General features: G+C 47.4%; 16 protein-coding genes, 16 tRNA genes and 1 rRNA gene. 27 read left to right on the top strand and 6 right to left on the bottom strand.

The features are described from left to right. The 25 genes from AC50X8_RS10675 to AC50X8_RS10555 form a co-directional block, all read left to right on the top strand. A 23S ribosomal RNA gene (locus AC50X8_RS10675) occupies positions 1-110 on the top strand; the annotation flags it as partial. 79 nt (positions 111-189) lie between these two features. Beyond that, positions 190-265, top strand: a tRNA-Asn gene (locus AC50X8_RS10670). Between the two features lie 4 nt (positions 266-269). Then, positions 270-360 (top strand) — tRNA-Ser (locus AC50X8_RS10665). Positions 361-395: 35 nt separating this feature from the next. After that, positions 396-470: transfer RNA gene (locus tag AC50X8_RS10660), tRNA-Glu, on the top strand. A gap of 71 nt (positions 471-541) precedes the next feature. Further along, positions 542-617, top strand: a tRNA-Val gene (locus AC50X8_RS10655). A gap of 17 nt (positions 618-634) precedes the next feature. Continuing rightward, positions 635-711: transfer RNA gene (locus tag AC50X8_RS10650), tRNA-Met, on the top strand. A gap of 35 nt (positions 712-746) precedes the next feature. Beyond that, positions 747-823 (top strand) — tRNA-Asp (locus AC50X8_RS10645). Positions 824-835: 12 nt separating this feature from the next. After that, positions 836-911, top strand: a tRNA-Phe gene (locus AC50X8_RS10640). Between the two features lie 33 nt (positions 912-944). Beyond that, positions 945-1,020, top strand: a tRNA-Thr gene (locus AC50X8_RS10635). A 5-nt stretch (positions 1,021-1,025) separates the two neighbouring features. After that, positions 1,026-1,109, top strand: a tRNA-Tyr gene (locus tag AC50X8_RS10630). 9 nt (positions 1,110-1,118) lie between these two features. Beyond that, positions 1,119-1,192, top strand: a tRNA-Trp gene (locus AC50X8_RS10625). A 24-nt stretch (positions 1,193-1,216) separates the two neighbouring features. Then, positions 1,217-1,292 (top strand) — tRNA-His (locus AC50X8_RS10620). 31 nt (positions 1,293-1,323) lie between these two features. Beyond that, positions 1,324-1,398 (top strand) — tRNA-Gln (locus tag AC50X8_RS10615). A gap of 7 nt (positions 1,399-1,405) precedes the next feature. Further along, positions 1,406-1,480: transfer RNA gene (locus tag AC50X8_RS10610), tRNA-Gly, on the top strand. Positions 1,481-1,487: 7 nt separating this feature from the next. Continuing rightward, positions 1,488-1,561: transfer RNA gene (locus tag AC50X8_RS10605), tRNA-Cys, on the top strand. Positions 1,562-1,575: 14 nt separating this feature from the next. Then, positions 1,576-1,652 (top strand) — tRNA-Arg (locus AC50X8_RS10600). Between the two features lie 14 nt (positions 1,653-1,666). Continuing rightward, a tRNA-Leu gene (locus AC50X8_RS10595) sits at positions 1,667-1,745 on the top strand. Positions 1,746-1,930: 185 nt separating this feature from the next. Further along, a complete protein-coding gene (locus AC50X8_RS10590) occupies positions 1,931-2,530 on the top strand; it encodes a tyrosine-type recombinase/integrase (protein ID WP_494863501.1) in 600 nt (199 codons plus the stop codon). Positions 2,531-2,962: 432 nt separating this feature from the next. Then, complete coding sequence (locus AC50X8_RS10585) at positions 2,963-3,670, top strand: DUF4352 domain-containing protein (protein WP_494879695.1); 708 nt, start codon at positions 2,963-2,965, stop codon at positions 3,668-3,670. Between the two features lie 134 nt (positions 3,671-3,804). Further along, entirely contained in the window at positions 3,805-4,731 is a 927-nt protein-coding gene (locus AC50X8_RS10580; RefSeq protein ID WP_494863497.1) for a hypothetical protein, read from the top strand. A gap of 217 nt (positions 4,732-4,948) precedes the next feature. Continuing rightward, positions 4,949-5,701 (top strand): alpha/beta hydrolase fold domain-containing protein, encoded by a 753-nt coding sequence (locus AC50X8_RS10575; protein WP_494863495.1) that lies wholly within the window; start codon positions 4,949-4,951, stop codon positions 5,699-5,701. Between the two features lie 295 nt (positions 5,702-5,996). Next, positions 5,997-6,299, top strand: a complete 303-nt coding sequence (locus tag AC50X8_RS10570; protein ID WP_056040878.1) for a phasin family protein — start codon at positions 5,997-5,999, stop codon at positions 6,297-6,299. A gap of 126 nt (positions 6,300-6,425) precedes the next feature. Further along, positions 6,426-7,988, top strand: coding sequence for an ABC1 kinase family protein (locus AC50X8_RS10565; RefSeq protein WP_327204949.1), 1,563 nt, complete (start codon positions 6,426-6,428; stop codon positions 7,986-7,988). A 66-nt stretch (positions 7,989-8,054) separates the two neighbouring features. Next, complete coding sequence (locus AC50X8_RS10560) at positions 8,055-8,813, top strand: Lrp/AsnC family transcriptional regulator (protein ID WP_494879694.1); 759 nt, start codon at positions 8,055-8,057, stop codon at positions 8,811-8,813. A 17-nt stretch (positions 8,814-8,830) separates the two neighbouring features. Next, on the top strand, positions 8,831-9,055 hold the full coding sequence (locus AC50X8_RS10555) for a hypothetical protein (protein ID WP_494879693.1): 225 nt from the start codon (positions 8,831-8,833) through the stop codon (positions 9,053-9,055). Here the strand turns inward: AC50X8_RS10555 and AC50X8_RS10550 are convergent. From AC50X8_RS10550 to AC50X8_RS10535, 4 genes are all read right to left on the bottom strand, one after another. After that, a complete protein-coding gene (locus AC50X8_RS10550; protein ID WP_056040883.1) occupies positions 9,036-10,019 on the bottom strand; it encodes an aldo/keto reductase in 984 nt (327 codons plus the stop codon). The two genes, AC50X8_RS10555 and AC50X8_RS10550, sit on opposite strands and share 20 nt — an antisense overlap. A gap of 112 nt (positions 10,020-10,131) precedes the next feature. Continuing rightward, positions 10,132-10,803, bottom strand: a complete 672-nt coding sequence (locus AC50X8_RS10545) for a nitroreductase family protein (protein WP_494863488.1) — start codon at positions 10,801-10,803, stop codon at positions 10,132-10,134. A gap of 84 nt (positions 10,804-10,887) precedes the next feature. Continuing rightward, a complete protein-coding gene (locus AC50X8_RS10540; RefSeq protein ID WP_494879692.1) occupies positions 10,888-11,520 on the bottom strand; it encodes a hypothetical protein in 633 nt (210 codons plus the stop codon). 54 nt (positions 11,521-11,574) lie between these two features. Continuing rightward, on the bottom strand, positions 11,575-12,408 hold the full coding sequence (locus tag AC50X8_RS10535) for a helix-turn-helix domain-containing protein (protein ID WP_494879691.1): 834 nt from the start codon (positions 12,406-12,408) through the stop codon (positions 11,575-11,577). 292 nt (positions 12,409-12,700) lie between these two features. Here AC50X8_RS10535 and AC50X8_RS10530 point away from each other — a divergent pair, with 292 nt between their 5' ends. Further along, complete coding sequence (locus AC50X8_RS10530; RefSeq protein ID WP_494879690.1) at positions 12,701-13,510, top strand: phytanoyl-CoA dioxygenase family protein; 810 nt, start codon at positions 12,701-12,703, stop codon at positions 13,508-13,510. Further along, entirely contained in the window at positions 13,488-14,360 is an 873-nt protein-coding gene (locus AC50X8_RS10525; protein WP_494879698.1) for a sugar phosphate isomerase/epimerase family protein, read from the top strand. Before AC50X8_RS10530 ends, AC50X8_RS10525 begins: the two co-directional genes overlap by 23 nt. 561 nt (positions 14,361-14,921) lie before the next feature. On the opposite strand, the gene AC50X8_RS10520 is transcribed toward AC50X8_RS10525, so the two are convergent. Then, a complete protein-coding gene (locus AC50X8_RS10520) occupies positions 14,922-15,569 on the bottom strand; it encodes a hypothetical protein (RefSeq protein ID WP_056040891.1) in 648 nt (215 codons plus the stop codon). Positions 15,570-15,769: 200 nt separating this feature from the next. Further along, a complete protein-coding gene (locus tag AC50X8_RS10515; RefSeq protein ID WP_056040892.1) occupies positions 15,770-16,588 on the bottom strand; it encodes an arylamine N-acetyltransferase family protein in 819 nt (272 codons plus the stop codon). Positions 16,589-16,722 lie beyond the last annotated feature (134 nt).

Genomic DNA, 16,722 nt, shown 5'->3' with positions numbered 1-16,722 from the left:
ATTTCCCAATTTAGTAAGACCCCTTGAAGACGACGAGGTTGATAGGTTCGGGGTGGAAGCGCAGCAATGCGTGCAGCTGACGAATACTAATCGGTCGAGGGCTTATCCTAACAACACGCTAAAGTTTCAGACTTTGTCTTTCGCATCCAGTTTTCAGGGTAGCAATACCTTGTAAGTAACGTTTTATATTCCCTGATAGCTCAGTTGGTAGAGCACTCGACTGTTAATCGAGTTGTCACAGGTTCGAGTCCTGTTCGGGGAGCCATTATAGAGAGGTGTCCGAGTGGTCGAAGGAGCACGATTGGAAATCGTGTAGGCTCTAACCGGGTCTCGAGGGTTCGAATCCCTTCCTCTCTGCCATATTTACTTAAAGTATGTTGGTAGAATTTTAACATGGCCCGTTGGTCAAGTGGTTAAGACACCTCCCTTTCACGGAGGTAACAGGGGTTCGAGTCCCCTACGGGTCACCAAAAAAACTTTAAAAAAACACTTGCAAAATGCTCGAAAAAGTGGTAAGATATAAAAGTCGCTTAATCAACACGGAGGCTTAGCTCAGCTGGGAGAGCATCTGCCTTACAAGCAGAGGGTCGGGGGTTCGATCCCCTCAGCCTCCACCATATTGCTTTTACGATGACGCGGGGTGGAGCAGCCCGGTAGCTCGTCGGGCTCATAACCCGAAGGCCGCAGGTTCAAATCCTGCCCCCGCAACCAAACTTTACCTTCGGAATGATCCGAGAATATGATGTGGAGCTGTGGTGTAGAGGCCTAACATGCCTGCCTGTCACGCAGGAGACCGCGAGTTCGAATCTCGTCAGCTCCGCCATTTAAAACATCTGGCTCGGTAGCTCAGTCGGTAGAGCAGAGGACTGAAAATCCTCGTGTCGGCGGTTCGATTCCGTCCCGAGCCACCATTAAGATGATTGGTAAACAAAAGTTTGTACCATGCCGTTGTAGCTCAATTGGTAGAGCAACTGACTTGTAATCAGTAGGTTGGGGGTTCAAGTCCTCTCGACGGCACCATTCATGGAGGATTAGCGAAGTGGCTAAACGCGGCAGACTGTAAATCTGTTCCTTCGGGTTCGGTGGTTCGAATCCATCATCCTCCACCAGTTTACCTTAGGGGCATAGTTTAAGGGTAGAACAACGGTCTCCAAAACCGTTGGTGTGGGTTCAATTCCTGCTGCCCCTGCCAATCAAAACTGAACAATATAATATGGCGGTCGTGGCGAAGTGGTTAACGCATCGGTTTGTGGATCCGACATTCGGGGGTTCAATTCCCCTCGTCCGCCCCATTATTGTTCAAACTAAAAAATACTTAATTGTTGGGGATTAGCCAAGCGGTAAGGCAACGGACTTTGACTCCGTCATTCTCAGGTTCGATCCCTGAATCCCCAGCCATTCTTTTGCGGACGTGGCTCAGTGGTAGAGCATCGCCTTGCCAAGGCGAGGGTCGCGAGTTCGAATCTCGTCGTCCGCTCCATCTTTATGGCGCCATAGCCAAGTGGTAAGGCAGAGCTCTGCAAAAGCTCTACCCCCAGTTCGAGTCTGGGTGGCGCCTCCACAATTTCATAGTGTGTGCCCTTAGCTCAGCTGGATAGAGCGTTTGACTACGAATCAAAAGGCCAGGAGTTCGAATCTCTTAGGGCACGCCATTATTCTTTAAAACGCCGGCGTGGCGGAATGGCAGACGCGCGCGACTCAAAATCGTGAGGGAAACCGTGGAGGTTCGAGTCCTCTCGCCGGCATATAAGAAACGAAGGTTTTACGGTGATTTAAACGCTGATTGCGCGCATGTGCAGTCGGCGTTTTTGCGTTTAGTAATGCGCGATAATAAAGCGCGGTGATATGACGCAACGCACACGACTTTAATCGTATTTATCGTAGACTCCAGCGTATCCCTCGACGAATATCGCGACGGAGGAATTACGAAATGGCTAGACGAAAGAACGCGTTAGATCAAACGGACTTGCTGCCGAATCATGCGCCTATATACGCGGTGGACGACTGGGACAGCGCCGTCGATTTATTTTTACGCGACGGGAAGATACGTAATATCAGTAAGCATACAATCGGGTTTTACCGCCAGGAACTCGGCAAATTTAAACGGATACTCGACGAACAAAAAGTGTCTACCGATCCGAATAAGGTTACGGAGGAGATAATTAAAACGAACGTAATCCTATACCTCCTTGACGAAGAGCAGAAAGCGACGTCGATTAACTGTGTGCTGAGAGCTATTCGGACCCTTTTTAATTTCCTTGTGAAAGAAAGCTATCTGCTACGTTCGCCGATGGCCCGCGTAAAGTTGCTGAATCAAAAGAATACAATTATTAAGACGTTTTCAATCGAACAAATACACCGTCTCTTTGCGCAGCCAGACCAGAAGACCTTCGTCGGTGTACGCGACCTTACGGTGATGATGTTGTTTTTGGAGACGGGGATACGCTTAAGGGAATTAGAGGACTTAGTGTTGAGTGATATCCGCTGGAAAGACGGCACCATACTAGTAAACGGTAAAAATAACAAGTAGCGGCTTGTACCTATTCAAGCGCTGATGAAGAAACAACTTTCGAAGTACGTAGCGCTACGAGGCCAACTTGAGCATGATTCACTCTTTGTTACAATAGACAACACTCCGGTAACAAGGCGGCAGGTGCAGGAACAAGTCGCATTCTACGGACGCAGAGCGGGCCTTACAGACGTTCGATGTAGCCCACACACAATTCCGTCACACTTTTGCGAAGATGAGCGTACAGAACGGAGCAGACGTGTTTGCGCTTCAAACTGTGTTGGGACATGCTACCCTTGATCAAGTACGTACCTATGTTAATTTATTCAGCCGTGAGGTGCATGATAAACACCGTAAATTCAGTCCGATCGAGAAAATGTTTTAATTGGAAAAGCTACGTCCTTCTTCGATAATATACGTATTACCTAAAAAGGAAATCGCAGGGGGACTATTATGCTTGGAGCGTTATTTTTCGCATCAATTATTGTAGGTGTTATTTTTGCAGTCGCATTCATCTTTCCAAAAATCATACCGAAATACACGCGCTGGCAAAAAGGGTTTATCGTATTTGTTTGTATGTTTGTATTTGTGATATCTTACGGAAATTTAAACGAAGGTAGTAAGCCGGAGGTTGTTTCTAAATCAACCGCACCGGTCTACCAGCAACGGCATACGCCCGAAAGTCCCAGCCCTAGCTCGCAGTCTATAATGTTCGCGTCACCGAGTGAAGCGACCGCATCTAGCACGCCAGCTCCTACGCCTAAGCTGCCGAGTGTCGGCGAAAAAGCAACGGTAGGTAAATTCGACGTAACGGTTAGCGGTCTGAAGACGGCGTCTGAATTTGGCGGAGAATCAACGGAGGATCAGTTCGTTATTATAACTGTATCAATTACTAACAACGACAGCGACCCGCGCGACATTAGCGCAAGTATGTTCCAACTATCGGATGCTGACGGTAAGACCTACGGGACGTATGACGGCGTCTTCTACATACGTAAAGGCGAAACGGAAGACCTCGTATACGAAACGGTAAATCCAGGCCTCACACGTAAGCGCGCGGTAGTGTTTGAAACTCCGAAAGACGTAAGTGGTCTGCGCCTCTCTATTGCGGACGGGGTAGCGCTCAAAGCAACGACAACGATCGACTATTCGCTCCAATAACAAATACAAAACAGCGGTCATTCCTTACGGGGAGTGGCCGCTTATTTTTTTTTATTTTACGGAAAGTGTGCGAAAGTGAATCGGCGAACGACTACGTAGGTATAAGACGAAATAACGAAGGAGGTAGCTGCGGTATGCCTAATACGCAGAAAGAGGCGCTATTCCAGTTAATCGATGAAATGATCGACGCGGATATAGACGTTACGAAAATTCGGCAGCATTATACGGAGTTGAAATACGATGCTATCCGGAAAAGGTTCGTACGTACATTCGGAAGCTATCGACAAGGGCTTGTTGAATATGGAATTTACGCTCCTAACGGCGTTCCTACGGAATTAGAGTTAGCGCGATGCTATGAAATTACGGATAACTACAACGTCGTAACAAATAAACATCAGGCGGCGTTTATACGCGATTTGTACGCTTTATCTGAAACGGAATTCGCCCGAATTAGTAGATCGGTTGTAGATGCACTATGGACTGATGCAATTGATGAGATGTATCGCGATCGCTTTCCGTTCGATGGAATTTCCGCTGAAGGATTAGCGCAGCAATTCCCGCATTTACGTTACCACATTATAAGGAAGTACGGAACATTCAAGCAGCTATTATCCGCGTACAAAACGCCGTACGACCGATTCGTTAGCCGGGGACATAGCGGTAAAGCTGCACGAATGGGACTCAACTTCGAGCGGAAGCTATTCGCAGTCCTGGTAGCTATATATGGACGCGAAGCCGTAAACGAAGACTTTCGCCTTAACGGATGCTTGCCGGACTTCGTAGTTAACGGACGAGTATGGGTTGATGCGAAGCTAAGTCGCGAAACAATACGTGACAAGCGTTGCAATACGATCGAGAAATATCGCACACATACGGACTCGCTGCGCATTTATTACGCGAGGGGATCGTTAGAACCGCTTAATGTCTCCGGAGTTCCCGTTCGCCACGTATCTGTACTCTACCCGCTACTTAAACGTGCAGGCAGACGTGACTTAATCGACGGTATGGAGGCGTTCGTAGAGCGCGCACAAGTGGAGTCACTCTATTGGCGCGCCTCATAATCGTTTGCACTATTTGTATACTACGTAATTCCCAGTTCTGACCTTTCGCCTTCCATCACCGCCAAAATCACGCCATATACTTTTCACCGTAGTTTTACCGTGGACTTAGCCGTCCTAACTACGCGAGGCTCCGCTAACACCAATGGACGCTCCGGACGCCTAAATCGCCGTGAAAACACGGTGAAAATGTAGGTGCGCAATTAGCGGCGACAGGACGGTGAGGAATCGGAGGGCGCGGCGGACCATTTGCGGCTCTTATCTCTTATGTTTTAAGCCCACGCGTCCTTCTATATGTTATATCATCCCGTATTCGGATGTCTTTTTATCCGGATGCGGAACGAACTTAATAGGCTTTGTTGTTGCCAGTGTGGAGTACAGGCACTCTCTTGAAGCGAAATTTCCAGCCCAAATTCAGGACGTAAAGACGGCTATCCGATATCTGAAAGCAAATCATGAAAAATATAAGGTTGATATTGAAAGAGTTGCTGTATGGGGAGATTCTTCAGGAGGACTTCTGGCCTCTATGGTTGGTATCAGTGAAGGTGTAAAGGAATTTGAAACGGATTTTTATCAAGACCAGACCAGTGAGGTAAAGGCTGTGGTCAACTTTTATGGTGCTTCTGATATGTTGCAGATGAGCAAGTATCCCAGCAATACAGACCATGACGCGCCGGAATCGCCTGCATCTACACTTATCGGCGCTCCAATCCAGGAAAATAAGGAAAAAGCTCGATTGACTAATCCTATCATTTATATTTCTAAGGATAAGATGTTACCTCCATTTTTGATTATGCATGGCGACAAGGACGATACGGTCCCCTTTAACCAAAGTGTTTTGATCTATGAGGCGTTAAAGGAAACACAACATGACGTAACTTTTTATAAAGTAAAGGGCGCCGGACACGGTAGAGGTTTTTGGACAAAAGAAATCCTGGATATTGTTTATAACTTTTTAAGAGCTCACATATAATATCTCTCATACCCCGAAACTGAATCATGACCTAGTACATGCATGGCCATTCATAGTATCAGTTGCCCATGGCAAGGCAGTTAGCTTGGCTTCATGGGGAGCTGGTATTGATTTGACGATTTATTATTTTAATGGTAATCTGTAGACACAAAAAACCAAAAAACTCGTCTGCAAATAGTTTCACTATAAGTGGCAAAAGCAATTGGGCCTGTGCGGCAGGTTGCCTATTTTTTTGTATAGTTTTTTGGTTTTTTGTGTATTTTATAACCTATAAAAGCAAAGGAGCTGTTTGAAGATGAAAGATACAATAAGCAAAGCTATGTCACTGGCAATGGGGATCGCTGTTACCGGCAAGGAGCAGGTGGAAAAAACGATTGATGAATTGGTGCAGAAAGGACAGGTTAGTAAAGAAGAATCCAAAACCTTAACCCATACACTTGTTCAAAAAGGAGAAGAGCTGCGTGAGCAAATTGAAGCCATGGCGCAGGAACGAGTAAGAGCTATTTTAAGTGAAGGGAAAATAGCTACCCGCGAGGATATCGAGCGAATTGAAAAACGGTTGGATGCACTTGAGCAGAAAGAGCAAAGCGCGGATTGACAGGAGGCTACACGATTGCAGCATGGAAAAAGGATTAGGCAGTTACAGCGTTATCGGACAATTGTTACTGCGATAGCACGAAACGGGCTGGGATACGTATCAGATGGTATCGGAGCCAGGGATAGATTGAGGTTTATACGCAAACCGGAGCAGGAAGAGATACAAACTAGAAGTGTTGGCGAACGCATTCGGACATTGCTGGAGGAATTAGGTCCAACCTTTGTTAAGCTGGGGCAAATTGCAAGCACGCGGCCAGATTTAATTCCGGCAAATATTTTGGTTGAATTGGAACGTTTGCAGGACCATGTGTCTGCATTTCCATATGAGGAAGTAACCCAAATTATTGAAGCGGAGCTTGGTGATACGATTGAAAATTTGTTTCTGAACTTTTCCATTACACCGATTGCAGCGGCCTCTATTGGCCAAGTTCATCGCGCTACGCTGCGGGATGGAGCAGAGGTTGTCGTTAAGGTTCAGCGTCCAGGCATTCAAAAGCTGGTTGAAACAGATTTGAATATATTAGCGGATGTGGCTAAATTGGGTGAAGGTGCTTTTGAATTTGCCCAGCACTATCGATTAATTGAGATTGTTGAGGAACTGAGCAAAGCGCTCCGTCAGGAAATGGACTATACAATGGAGGCGCATAGTGCAGAGAAATTTATTGCCTATAGTAAGAAGCTGCCGTACATTTTTGTACCTTCGGTGCATTGGGAATATTGTACGAAGCGTGTAATGACGACAGACTATGTAAACGGAGTGAAGCTTTCGGATCGGCAGCAGCTTAAACGAATGGGATTAGACAATAAACGGCTTGCGGAGCGGCTGGCAACGGCGATTTTTCATCAGGTTCTAGTCGATGGCTTCTTCCATGGAGATCCGCATCCTGGCAATGTCATGGCACTTCCTGACGGCCGACTGGCCCTGATTGATTTTGGAATGGTAGGGCGGCTATCTCCCGGTACAAAAAAGCATTTTGCTTCGCTTGTAATCGCCCTGCGCAATCAAAGCTCTAAAGGTGTCATTCGAGCCATTTCGTATATGGGAGTTATTCCGGATGAGGTGGATCAGAGTAAATTATATGCCGATGTGGATGAAATGAGGGAGAAGTATTATCAGGTGCCGCTCAATCAGATAAGCCTTGGAACAGCTATTGGAGATTTATTTATGGTTGCCAACCGGCATCATATTCGGATTCCATCGGAATTAACGCTGCTCGGAAAATCCTTGCTAACGATGGAAGGGGTGGCAGTTGCGCTCGATCCGGAAATTAAAATTTTTGATATTGCTGAGCCATTCGGAAAAAAACTATTTGTAGAGCAATTGGACCCAAGGGAGATATGGAGAGGGCTGCTGGAAGAAGCACCAGATTATTTTAAGCTGATCAGCGACATTCCGGTCACTTTGAAACAGCTTTCTCTCGTCGTACGGAAGGGAAAACTACGGATGGAAGTGGAATCACCTCAGCTCGACACGCTCATGAAAAAAATGGATCGGATCAGCAACCAGCTGTCTTTCAGTATTGTCTTGCTTGCGCTTAGTTTAGTGATGGTTGGCTTAATTGTCGGTGCAGCCTTAAACCACTCCCAAACGCTGTTTTGGGGACTGCCTATTATAGAAATCGGCTTCGGTGTTACCTTGGCTATGTTTATTTGGCTGATCTATGCGATTATCCGTTCTGGGCGTTTCTGACAACAGGATGATCCAAATAACGGCAAGCTGTTGCCTTGGAACGCTTGTTGACGGAACTGAGAGGGGATGTTAACATTAAGCCGCAAACCAGCCAAAGGTAGACAGACAAGAGGCAACCAGCTGCTGGCTGAAAATAGGGGTGGATTTATGGGGCTTACGAAACGCCGATTACAATTTCTAGACCAGCTCATGGAATTGTATCAAAGCACTTCATTACCGATACATTATGAGACGTTAGCAAAAGCCCTAGGCGTAAGCAAATGGACAGCCTATGACATGCTGAAGGAAATAGAGAAGATGGGTTTTGTATCGCGCAGCTATGAGGTAAATGAAAAAGAAACAGGAAGGTCACAGGTTGTGTTTGCACCGACAGTCAAGGCGGCGGAGCTTTTTCACCAGGAGCGTTCTGACTTAGTTAATCCTGGAGACTGGGAGGCAACTGCAAGTACGATTAAGCAATTGCTCAGCGGCAAGAATCATATGAACATCAATGAGCTGCTTAGAAAAATATTGGATGGCATTCCTAACAAAGCGACCCATATTGAATTTTGCGGCTACATTATTGGGCTGCTGCTAGCCTATTTAAAGAAACTTGGAGGCAAGTCGGAGAGTGTCATTCGACTGCTTGTTAATAAAACGCCGAATGACCATTCCGGGCTGCTCGTATTTGTTGGAACGGTTCTGGGTACGGTCATCCAAACCGTTCAAGAGGAGCTGGGTAAAGAGATTACGGAGCTGGTGTCGGAGTTCGTTAATATGATCCAGAATCTCTCTAATAAAGAACAAAAATTATTGTCCGAGTTCGTCAAGGAGTCACTGGCTTAATGCAAACAGCTGCATAATTGTTCGAGAGCTACGGCGACGATATTTCGATACTAATTTTAAACAGCCATTATCCCCTGAACTCAGAAATGCCGCCTGATGCGGAGCAATATGGCGTGATAAAGTGCCATACTGCCCGCATCAGGCGGCGTTTGCTGGGCTATTTTTGCATAGAAGGTAACTGGGGCTATAAAGAGTATGGAGCAGCTAATAACCAAGCTGACGTCAGCTTAGACCGCCCATAACGGGATGGGGAACGTAAGGCTCCTCCAAGGCGGCGATTTCCTCAGCTGTTAATTTAACATCCAGGGCAGCTACAGCATCCGTCAAATGATGGGGCTTCGTTGCACCGACGATTGGAGCGGTAATCGAGTCTTTTTGCAGCACCCAGGCAAGCGCGACCTGCGCTCTAGGGATTTCACGTTTGCCAGCGATTTCAGCTACTTTATCTACGATTTTCCGATCGGCTTCTGCGGTTTGGACATACAAGGTTTTGCCGAACTCATCTGTCCTTGAGCGTTCGCTCTCTTGCTCCCAATCACGGGTCAGGCGGCCGCGGGCAAGCGGGCTCCAAGGAATGACACCGATACCGTCCGCTTTGCAAAGGGGAAGCATTTCCCGTTCCTCTTCGCGGTAAAGCAGATTGACATAGTTTTGCATCGAGACGAAGCGGGTCCAGCCGTTCCGCTCCGCAGCCTGCTGCATTTTCATAAACTGCCAGGCATACATGGAGGACGCGCCGATATAGCGGGCTTTTCCGGCCTTTACAATATCGTGGAGCGCTTCCATCGTTTCTTCAATCGGCGTACCATTGTCAAAGCGATGGATTTGATACAAATCGATATAGTTGGTGCCAAGCCGCCTCAAGCTGTGATCAACCTCCGCCATAATGGCTTTGCGCGAGAGGCCTGCGCCATTAGCGCCGGGGCGCATCCGGCCGTGAACCTTGGTTGCGATTACGACGTCGTCGCGGCTCGCGAAATCTTTTAACGCCCGGCCGACGATTTCCTCGCTTGTCCCATCTGAATAAACGTTTGCTGTATCAAAAAAATTAAAGCCCAGCTCAAGCGCCTGCTTAATATACGTTCTGCTCGCATCCTCACCTAACGACCAAGGATGCGTCCCGCGATCAGGAGCCCCATAGGTCATACAGCCAAGCGCAAGCCGTGATATTTCAAGGCCTGTTCGTCCTAGTTTCGTATATTCCATGTTCCATTAAGCCCCTTTCGAATTAGGAAATCGCTCGATTTGAAAAAAAACCATTTTCCATAAGAGGCGTCGCTAGGCAGCTCTAGTGGAAAACGGTCTTTTGCTAATTGATTTAGAAATGATTCCAATGTGTAACGTCATTAACATCCAGACGGGTAGTCGGGTGACCAGCCTCTGATGCTTTGCCAAGGGCAATCAGCATGACATTCGTATATTGGTCAGGCACATTCATCAGCTCACGGAATTTCGCTACGTCGTAACCAGCCATCGGTACGGTATCGAAGCCTTTGGCACGCGCAGCCAGCATCAGCTGCATCGACACAAGTCCGCCGTCAACGAGTACAGAGGAGAGCAGACGTTCAGCAGGAGCATTAGAATAGAAGCCTGTCATATTTGTTCTGAGCTTGTCGGCAGCTTCACGAGTCATATAGCCAGCTTCAATTGATTTTTCATAGATGCGCTCGGCATGCTTATAAAACTCCAAATCGGCCATAACGGCAATGACCGCAGAAGAAGTTACAATTTGCTCTTGGTTGAAAGCAATAGGAAGCAGCTTTTGCTTCGTTTCCTGATCCGTAATAACTAGAAAACGCCAAGGCTGCAGGTTGCTTCCGGATGGCGCAAGAACCGCGTCAGCGATAATATCGTGAATTTCTTCCTGCGTCATTTTAACAGTTGGATCGTATTTGCGAACCGAACGGCGCTCGCGGATAACCGTGCTGAATGAACTTTCGGAATTAGACAAGGGTGACACTCCTCTTCGCAGATCAAATGCGTTCACCATTCGGCATGAAGCTGCCAAAAGAGAACGATGAACTGTACTATTTTTATGTACAGTATAATTGTCGGCAGAGCCGTTTGTCAATTGTTATTCCAAACCGTTCTCTTCACGGATTTTGTACAGGCCTTGAACGAGCGGATCTGCTGGGTCGCGATTCATTAAATGAAGCGTGAGCAAGTAGGCGAAAGGCATCGCACATACATTGTTGCCTTCCGTAATGGATGGGAATCCGGCTTCAATAACCGGCCCAATTTGCTCATTCATGTCCAAATCGACATAAACCTGCTCAGGACTAAATTCTTCCCGAACCGACTTCGCGCAATGCGGCACGATATATTCATCGATCAGCTTCTTGGCTTCGTCTTCGGACTGAGGAGGTGTCTGAAGCGGCTTGCTGATACCGCTGTCAATCATATCGATATAGAAGGAAGCGAGCCATTGGCTTGCCCTCTCAGCATCCTTATGCTTTTCAAGCAGTTCATTAATGAAAAAGCCGCAAGCATATTCCTTATCGGTATCCGCTTCTTTCAAGCGGTAGGCAAACAGGGGCCCGTAGTTGGGATTGTTAGTAATCTGTCCCTCAACCTGATAGGTTTCAAACTCGGCTTGAAGCATTTGGAGCGTGCGAGCATATACCGCCAAAATAATTTGTTTCGCTTCTTGCTCTTGTGGGTTCTCGCTTTGTTGTTCCTCTTCGCTTACTTCGTTTTCCGTGGTCATAGTTGACCTCCTTCCCTGTTCCTATTTTACCATTTCTAAGAGTTTGGTTTCCACTTATTGTTGTGCCAAATGATCAGGCGTTTGTTTCCAGTTGCGGTAAGCGCGTGGGGAAATGCCATAAACCTTGCTAAATTGCACCGCAAAGTGATTATAATTTTGGTAGCCTACGTCAAAAGCGATTTCAGAAGCGCTCCGCTTCGTATGCTCCAGCAGCAGGGCAGCTTGGCGAACACGCATCCGGTTATGCATATCGATGATCGAATAGCCGGTTGAAGCCTTGAATAGATGGGACAATCTGGACGGAGAAAGCCCAATCGTATGAGCCAGCTCTCCAATAGAAAGCGGCTGAGTCATATGAACGGCGAGCAAATGCATCGCTTCTTCAATACGGGCATCCGCCGTACTGTTCATCTGCTGGGCCAGCAGCAGCAAAATTTCGCGCAGCGCATTTTCGCATAATGATTCGCCATACAGGCTGCTTGCCAGCGAGTCGGTCAATATCCGCCGAAAAGCCCGATAAATTCGCTTGCCCGCTGAGGGCTGGCGAATCGGACACGAAATCAGATCGGTGGCGGGGAGCAGGCCTGTTTCAGCTATCACATCGGGAAAATGAACCCACACAAACTGCCACGTTTTGCCCGCGGCTGTTCCATATTCATGCATGCAGCTTGGCCGAATGAGCGTCAGCTCGCCCGGCAAGCAGCGCTGGCGCGAAGCAGCGGTCAGTGCAAAGCCTTCACCTTGCAGCGTATAAAACATAAGCCAGTCGCTTCTGCCATGTGGCCGCACCGTATGATAATGATCGTTTTCCGAAAAATGGCCTGCAAAAATAACGGACTGCTCGGCAGCGTCCTTGCTCTGGCGTCTGTCCCAATCGTTTCGCTTCATGGCGGCTCCATCCTTTCCAAAACAGCCTTGCAGAATACAATTAGTTTACCTTTTTGCTGTCGTCTTGGCTATTGCTCTGAAAACCAGCTAGTAGAGCGCAAATGAAGCGGAGGAAAAAAAGGGCATATACGCTGTTATTTTTAAAATAGCATAATTGATGTAGTTTTCAGTATGATTGTTGATTCCTTCATATAGCGCTCTCGCCCTATACTTGATTTATCAAGCAGCACCCATTAAACCTTAAAAATCAGGCACGCCACAGTGCCGCTATGTGAAAAAGGAGCGAGGCCTTATGACATTTGGTGCCCTGACATTAACGGCTGAACAGCTGGAGCAATACCGTCGTGACGGGTATGTAATCGTCAAAAATTTATACAGCGAGCAGGAGCTTGCCGAAATCGATTCAACCTTTGAAGGGATTAGCAAGCAAAGCGTTCCCGGTTATTTTGAGCCTGATCTGAGCGAGGAGGCGACCGATCCGCTGAAGCGTTATCCTCGGGTCATGCATCCCCACCGCTTCAATGAGACGGCAAAAAAGTATATGCTGCACCAGCCGGTGATGGATGTATTGAGGGATTTATATGAAGAAGAGCCTATCGCCGCGCAAAGCATGTTCTATTACAAGCCGCCTGGCTCGCGGGGGCAGGCGCTGCATCAGGATAATTTTTATTTGAAGGTGGAGCCGGGCAATTGTATTGCGGCATGGACGGCGATTGATGCGGCGGATGAGGAAAATGGCGGCATGCTCGTCGTGCCGAAGACGCATGATTATGAGCTGTCCTGCCCGGAGGAGGCGGATGTGACGGAGTCGTTTACAAGGCATTTTGTAAAACCGCCGAAGGATAATAAGCCGGTTCCAGCAAGGATGGAGCGGGGAGATACATTGTTTTTTAACGGCAATCTTATTCATGGGTCGTACCGCAACAAAACGAAGGATCGGTTCCGGCGCGCCTTTATATGCCATTATGCGAATGAATCTGCGACGCATATTAGCCATTTTTACCGCCCGCTGTATCGTGCGGATGGCAGCATGATCGATCGTGAGAACAATCCTGACGGGGGGCCGTGCGGCATTGAATATGAAGCCAATTACCCGCATTGACCGGAAGCTCAGCGTCCAGATGTCCTGGTGGGGCATGGAGCAGGTGCCTGATTTTGCAGCTGATACGACAGCGGAGAAAATAAGGCGCATTGCAGGCGCCGGATTCGACGGCCTTAATGGTTTTATTCCAGAGCCGGAGCAGGTAGGGGAGTGGAAGGAGCTGCTGGCGCAGCATCAGCTTGAGCTGAGTGTTAATGCATATCCTGCAAGCGCAGCGGATATGGAAAGCTTTTTGGAAAAAGCGGTGCGCTTTGGCGGCATTTCTTTCATTAACGCACAGGTCATGACGCCATTCGTAACGGGAATAGAAGCCGAAAGCTTGCTTGGCGCGATTAAGGAGCTGGCCCGTCAAGCGGGTATTCCGGTTTATGTCGAGACCCATCGGGGAACGATTACGCAGGATTTAATTCGGACTGCCCGCTATGTGCGAGATTTGGGGCAGCTGGATCTGACGATTGATTTTTCCCATTATGTGCTGGCTGGCGAAATGCGGAGCGTTCGGCCTGAGGCCGAGGAGCTGCTCCAGCAACTGCTCGTGCATACAAGCAGTATTCATGCCCGTATCTCGAATGGGGAGCAAATCCAAATCGGCATGGAGCATGAAGAGGCGAAGGTGATGCTGCCGCTTTTTGAGCGCTGGTGGCGCAAAGGGATGGAACAATGGCTCCTGCGTTCGCAGCCAGGGGACAGCTTTCCGTTCGTCTGCGAGCTGGGGCCGCCGCCTTATGCGATGACCGGCCACACAGGTGAGGGTACAGGCGAGAGGACAACGGCTGAGCTAAGCGATCGCTGGCGTGAATCGCTGCTGTATGCCGAACGGGCGCGCAGGCTGTGGAATTCATTAGATTGAGTCTAGGGTGCAGCGTGTTGCTGCAGCAATATAGTGAAAAAGCGTTGGTACAAGTAGAAATACCTGCTGTACTGACGCTTTTTGTATGCTGTTTTTTTACCTTATTGTTAATGATGAAGAAGTTGAATCATATGTTTGCTTGTGAAGTGCACCGATAGAATAAACAGCAGAGAACCCATTGCCTACTTTTCGAGAAATATCCTACATGGATAGATTGGTTTCCAAAGGCGGCTTGTTGGGTTCAGCGATGCTCAACTGTCTAATATGCTCAAGGTGCAGGTAGAGGTTGTTGTTTGGAATAACAATCCTCCTTCAGTAAAATGAATCACTCTGAATTTGGTTCGAGGACTGTAGATCCGCTATTTCTGCGATTTTATTCATTTGGGCGCGTATGCGGACAGGAATGCCGTTATTGCCTGAATAATCAAGTAAATACTAGCAATTTGCAGCTATTAACTGCTCCTGAGTCCGCGAGCACCTTAATAAACCGTTGATTTTAACAAATAGCGGCTCCTGAGTCCGCCAAATTCAGGATGATACCTCGTCCTGCTTATTTTTTAATTAAAAGCGAAGCTTGTAAGTACGGGCGCGCAGTTGGCCGCTTGCTATGTCCATTATTTGAAGCTTAACTAGTTCATGCAAGATACGTCTGGCCTGTCGGTCACTTACCCTAAGATGGCTGGCGAGCTCCAAAGGGGATATTGGACGCAAAAGGCGGCGAGCAAACCGAACGGTTTCAGCTTCAAGCCAGGATAATGTCGAAGGTACGTCGGAGGCAATAAATTTCCCGATAAAAGCTAGAACGAGCTGTTGGCACTGTTTTGGCTCATCTACGATTGAAGGATAAGCAATGGGAAGAAACGTCCACCCATCCAGTGACAGCAGGCAATGGCGGCGACATAAATCCTTGAAGCGTCTTACATCAAGATCTCTAGCATGGGGGCCATACCCTTGGATTTCTATTCCGCCTTTTGCACCACCGGGCATATAGGCAAGATCCAGATAACGGTAGCCATTGCTGAAATCACGCACCTCCCACTCAGGATGCAAGTGATTAAAATGACCGACAGCGGGAAACCACACGTGCCGAAGGAACTCTTGCGTACCATGACCGAGCCCTTTATGAAGAAGCTCCAGCCTGCGAGGGTTGGTTTCATTTTCAAGATTATCCTGCATCCAATCAAGATATTGCTGCTCAAAACGCGGCATGGTGTTTTTCCTCCTTTTTGCTTGAATTAGATTTGTCTATTTGTAACTCTCCGCATTAAAAACAAAAGCCGCCTCCATACAGACCATCCCAATTACTCAATCAGGATGTTCAATGTATGGAAGCGGCGTGTTCTTCACGGCCTATATGCTATTATTATATCGTGAGCCTTTCAAATGAACAATCCATCATTTTTCCTCAATCACCGCTTCTCCAAGCTCGGGCCATAACCGCTTCCTTTGCTCGACATTCCAAAATGCTGCTTCAGCAGCCTTTCGTAGTCCCCCATATCGATCTGCTCTTTTGTTAAAACGCCGTCCTTCCATTGTGTTAAAGAAGTATCGGTCAAAGTTACGCTTCCATCATCTGTTATTTGTGTGATCAATGGATGCTTATTAAATCGGGATTCTGGATGTTCGTATACAATATGGCGGATGGCATTACATTCCGTTAAGTCAGTCAGCTGCTTTTGAGAATCGAAGGCATAGCCGACTTTCCAATCGGTATCCTTATGCTTCAGCTTCATTTCAAGAAGGTAGTCTCCATGCTCGCTATCTTCTTTTTTTATGCGAAATTGGCCATTGCTCGACGTGATCGTTTCACCTGTTAAAGGAACAGGCTTTAACGGCAAATTTCCTCCAAATCCCGAATCTAAAAGATAGGTTTGCTCCTCATGAGTAAGCAGAGTCGTTAAATGCGTCCTTCCCAGCGTGAAATACGCTTGCGTATCATGATTGTAGACAACCCCGCGCGTCAAAACAGCGTCAAATCCATTTTCGATCAAAAAAAGATAAAGCAGCGCATTTATTTCGTAGCAAAGCCCGCCTTCTTGATCCTTTAGAATTTTTTGAATGACATATTCTTTCGTTATAACAGCGTTGCTTTTTCTAATTATATTTAAATTTTCAAAAGGTACGGTTTTTGCCAATCTCTCAAGCACGTAGGCTAAGCGATCGAAAGGAATAACCTCGCTTTCTGGAATCCCTACTTTTTTGCGAAATAAAGCGTTCAGTTCGTTCATTGTCCGCGCCTCCAAAAGATTTCTCAAGCCGCAGCGCAGCTTGGAAAGGTGGGAATAGGCTCACGAGCCTTAATCCGTTATTTAAAGGATAAACCGAAATCGCGGCCTGAACAATGTGGAATGCTGCAAACTGT

The organism is Paenibacillus sp. JT22N15, assembly GCF_059383755.1.
Note: the sequence above shows the minus strand (reverse complement) of the source record. Positions and strands in the feature narration are given on the sequence as shown.

Coding starts and splice junctions, on each gene's coding strand:
- AC50X8_RS10590 (WP_494863501.1), top strand. CDS start 1,931: ATGGCTAGACGAAAGAACGCGTTAGATCAAACGGACTTGCTGCCGAAT.
- AC50X8_RS10585 (WP_494879695.1), top strand. CDS start 2,963: ATGCTTGGAGCGTTATTTTTCGCATCAATTATTGTAGGTGTTATTTTT.
- AC50X8_RS10580 (WP_494863497.1), top strand. CDS start 3,805: ATGCCTAATACGCAGAAAGAGGCGCTATTCCAGTTAATCGATGAAATG.
- AC50X8_RS10570 (WP_056040878.1), top strand. CDS start 5,997: ATGAAAGATACAATAAGCAAAGCTATGTCACTGGCAATGGGGATCGCT.
- AC50X8_RS10560 (WP_494879694.1), top strand. CDS start 8,055: ATGTTAACATTAAGCCGCAAACCAGCCAAAGGTAGACAGACAAGAGGC.
- AC50X8_RS10550 (WP_056040883.1), bottom strand. CDS start 10,019: ATGGAATATACGAAACTAGGACGAACAGGCCTTGAAATATCACGGCTT.
- AC50X8_RS10545 (WP_494863488.1), bottom strand. CDS start 10,803: ATGGTGAACGCATTTGATCTGCGAAGAGGAGTGTCACCCTTGTCTAAT.
- AC50X8_RS10540 (WP_494879692.1), bottom strand. CDS start 11,520: ATGACCACGGAAAACGAAGTAAGCGAAGAGGAACAACAAAGCGAGAAC.
- AC50X8_RS10535 (WP_494879691.1), bottom strand. CDS start 12,408: ATGAAGCGAAACGATTGGGACAGACGCCAGAGCAAGGACGCTGCCGAG.
- AC50X8_RS10530 (WP_494879690.1), top strand. CDS start 12,701: ATGACATTTGGTGCCCTGACATTAACGGCTGAACAGCTGGAGCAATAC.
- AC50X8_RS10525 (WP_494879698.1), top strand. CDS start 13,488: ATGAAGCCAATTACCCGCATTGACCGGAAGCTCAGCGTCCAGATGTCC.
- AC50X8_RS10520 (WP_056040891.1), bottom strand. CDS start 15,569: ATGCCGCGTTTTGAGCAGCAATATCTTGATTGGATGCAGGATAATCTT.
- AC50X8_RS10515 (WP_056040892.1), bottom strand. CDS start 16,588: ATGAACGAACTGAACGCTTTATTTCGCAAAAAAGTAGGGATTCCAGAA.